3 protein-coding genes are annotated in these 2746 nt (G+C 63.8%); all 3 read right to left on the bottom strand.

Features of this window, described 5'->3' with window-relative positions; translation table 11 throughout:
- Window positions 1-18: 18 nt before the first annotated feature.
- Window positions 19-852 carry a UTP--glucose-1-phosphate uridylyltransferase GalU gene (gene galU / locus ACNPP0_RS06720; protein ID WP_332611540.1) on the bottom strand — a complete coding sequence of 278 codons (834 nt, stop codon included), beginning with the start codon at window positions 850-852 and terminating at the stop codon, window positions 19-21.
- A gap of 94 nt (window positions 853-946) precedes the next feature.
- Entirely contained in the window at window positions 947-1837 is an 891-nt protein-coding gene (locus tag ACNPP0_RS06725; RefSeq protein ID WP_448705380.1) for a manganese catalase family protein, read from the bottom strand.
- A 73-nt stretch (window positions 1838-1910) separates the two neighbouring features.
- The coding region (locus ACNPP0_RS06730) for an ABC transporter ATP-binding protein (protein WP_448705381.1) at window positions 1911-2746 on the bottom strand (836 nt) is incomplete at its 5' end.

Here is a 2746-nt window from a genome sequence, read left to right on the forward strand (position 1 = left end):
CCCCCCCCTGACTCATCATCACGCCATGCCGTGGTACTTGCGCCCGATCTCCATCGTGGCGCGGTAGAAGCCTTCCTTGCTGCCGCAGTCATAGCGCACGCCGTCGTACTCGTAGCCGTAGACCTTGCGGTCCTGCAATAGCGAGGCAATGGCGTCGGTCAGTTGAATTTCGCCGCCCACACCGGGCTGCGTGGCCTTGAGCGCGTGAAAAATCTGGGGCTCAAGAATGTAGCGGCCCACCACCGCGAGCTCGCTGGGCGCGTCCTCGGGCTTGGGTTTTTCCACGATGCCCGACACCTGCACGACGCTTTGCGAGGCCGGCTTGCCGGACACGATGCCGTACTGGTTGGTCTGGCTGCGCGGCACGTGTTGCACGGCCAGCACGCTGCCTTCGAATTCGCGTGCCACTTTCATCATTTCGCCGATCACCGGCGTGTCGGCGTCGATCATGTCGTCGGCCAACAGCACCGCGAACGGTTCGTCGCCAACGATGGCCGCGGCGCACATCACGGCGTGGCCCAGCCCCAGCGCGGCGGGCTGACGCGTGTAGACGCATTTGACGGAATCGGGAATCACGTTGCGCACGCTGTCCAGCAACGCCACCTTGTTCTTCAATTCCAGGTCGCGTTCCAATTCGGGCATGCGATCGAAGTGGTCTTCAATGGCGCGCTTGTTGCGGCCGGTGACGAAGATCAATTCGGTAATGCCCGCCGCCACGGCCTCCTCGACGGCATATTGGATCAGGGGCCGGTCAACGATGGGGAGCATTTCCTTGGGCATGGCCTTGGTGGCCGGAAGGAAACGCGTGCCCAGGCCGGCAACGGGAAATACCGCTTTACGAATGGGAAGCATGGCTTGGCTCTCAGTGTGATGACAACCCGGAACGGGGTGCCGGAATTGAGCAAAAATCGTGCCCGTGATCCGGGTTGCCCGGGAGCCGGTGGCATCACGCCAATTTATCGGTGGCGCCCGGCCCCTGACCCAGCTCCGCGCCCGTCGCCGGATCCGCCGAGGGGTCCGACGCGGTGCGCGCCACCATGGCTTGCAGCGCCAGCGTTTCTTCTTCGGTCAGCCCCACGCTGGCCATGCCGTCGCCGTCGATGGCGCATTGTTCTTCGCGGGCCGTCACGTAGGTGAAGTTCTCGTCGCTGTTCCACGAGCCCCGCATATCGCCTTCGCCCTGCGACATGTTGAAGTACACGTTGGCAAAGCGCGGATCGCCGGGCAGCTTTCCGGGCGGGAAGTTGGGCTCCATGGAATACAGCGCCTTTTCAAAGGACCGCTGGTGCGACACTTCGCGCGTCATCAAAAAGCCCAGGGCTTCCTTGACGCCCGGGTCATCCGTGGCGTTGATCAAGCGTTCGTAGATGATCTTGGCGCGGGCTTCGGCGGCAATGTTCGAACGCAGGTCGGCGGATGGATCGCCGATGGTGTCGATGTACCCCGCGTTCCAGAGCTGGCCACCCGAATTGGTCAGCGCCGGCCCGCCGCCGTACAACACTTGCGTCACGTGCGAGTCGTTGCCCGGCCCGTTCAAGCGACGGTAAATCTCGGCTTCGGATTCCGTGGCTTCGGCCAGCGCGCCCTTGGCGCCCTTGTTCAACATGGCCACCAAGGTGCCGATCACTTCCAGGTGGCTCAGTTCTTCAGTGGCGATGTCCAGCAGCATGTCTTTGCGGCCGGGATCGTCTTCGGCGATGGCCTGAGTGAAATATCTACACGCCGCCGCCAATTCTCCTTGCGGCCCGCCAAATTGCTCCAGCAGCAGGTTCGCCAGACCGGGATTGGTCTGCGAGACTCGGACGGTGTACTGCAATCGTTTGTTGTGAGCAAACATGGTTATCTCCTTTGACGCCGATCCCCTAGTGGTCCGGCTGCGGCGACCTACGCAACCGCCATGCCGAAAAGGCCTACGCCTGCCTGAGCTGGCCTTCGCGCGCGGCGCGTGCATCGTCCAGCGATTCCGCGTAGCCGTCGTCATGCGGCATCGCGCCCTTGCGGCTGGCTTGCAGGTCCCACAGCGCGCGGAACGGCCCGCGCGCATGCAGCAGTTCATCCAGCGTGCCGTCTTCAACCACCGCGCCGTTTTCCAACACCACAATGCGGTCGTAACGCGCCAATGAAGACAGACGGTGCGCGGCGGCCACCACGGTACGGCTGCGCATCAGTTCCGCCAGGGCACGCTGGATCAGCATTTCGGAATGGCTGTCCAACGCGGACGTGGCTTCGTCCAGCAACAGGATGGGCGCATTTTTCAAAAAGGCGCGTGCTATACCGATGCGCTGGCGTTCGCCCCCGGACAACATCGCGCCGCGTTCGCCCACCACGGTGTCATAGCCCTGCGGCATCTTGCTGATGAACTCGGCGCAATGCGCCTGCGCGGCGGCTTGCAGTACCTCTTCCTCGGACGCATCCGGCCGGCCATAGCGGATGTTCTCCATCACGCTGCGGCGGAACAGGCTGATGTCTTGCGGCACCACCGAGATCGCGTCCTTCAGGCTTTCCAGCGTGGCGCGGCGGATGGGCTGGCCGCCGATCAGGATGCTGCCGGAGTCCGGTTCGTCGGCTCGTTGCAGCAGCGATAGCAGCGTGGATTTGCCCGCGCCGGATGCGCCGACCAAGCCGACCTTCTGCCCTGCCGGTATCGTCAACGACACGCCGCGCACCGCGCGATTGCCACCCGGGTAGGTGTAGTGCACGTTGTCGAACACGATGGATGCGGATTCCGGGCGCAGCGGCCGCGCGT

This window comes from Achromobacter semiaridum (genome assembly GCF_053543755.1).

Excerpts from the sequence above, each read along its gene's own strand:
- galU (WP_332611540.1), bottom strand. The coding sequence starts at position 852 with ATGCTTCCCATTCGTAAAGCGGTATTTCCCGTTGCCGGCCTGGGCACG.
- ACNPP0_RS06725 (WP_448705380.1), bottom strand. The coding sequence starts at position 1,837 with ATGTTTGCTCACAACAAACGATTGCAGTACACCGTCCGAGTCTCGCAG.